Origin of the sequence: Bacillus cereus group sp. BfR-BA-01383 (assembly GCF_022663495.1) — a bacterium.
Lineage (GTDB): Bacteria > Bacillota > Bacilli > Bacillales > Bacillaceae_G > Bacillus_A > Bacillus_A cereus_AU.
In genome coordinates this window covers 1-494 of record NZ_JAKUFP010000105.1, presented here as the reverse complement: position 1 = coordinate 494, position 494 = coordinate 1, and the positions used below count along the sequence as shown (strand labels likewise).

Genomic DNA, 494 nt, shown 5'->3' with positions numbered 1-494 from the left:
AACTAAGCAACCTGAGTTCTATATTTATATGGACTCAGGTTATTTAATTTCTTTTGAAATCTTTGATGATTATAAAAATATATATATTTGCGCACGGCAATTTTAACCTCATTCGCTTTACGGAAGGAGGTTAAATGAAAACACTCTGCCTTAAAGTGACTGAAGAAGTTTTCCATACAAGCATTATCCCAACAGTTGCCTCTTCGAGACATACTTGCCTTCATCTGATATTTTGTAAGTAATTGATTATATTGACGAGATGTATACTGAGATCCTTGATCACTATGTAGGAGGATTCCCTTTACATTTCGTTTTTTCTTTGCCTTTTTAAGTGTATCTAACACAAGCTCTAAATCGTTTCTACGACTGGTTTCATAGGCAATAATTTCATTATTGTACAAATCCTTAATAGCTGATAAGTACAAGCGTTGTCCATTGAAAATCAAATAGGTTATATCCGTTACCCATTTCTCATTTGGTTTTGAGGCTTGAAA

Annotated in this window: 1 protein-coding gene; it reads right to left on the bottom strand. The window is 33.2% G+C overall.

Annotated features, from left to right (window positions below):
* Nucleotides 1-2: 2 nt before the first annotated feature.
* Nucleotides 3-494 (bottom strand): IS3 family transposase (locus tag MR065_RS27080; RefSeq protein ID WP_242215746.1); only part of this gene is annotated, 492 nt, incomplete at its 5' end.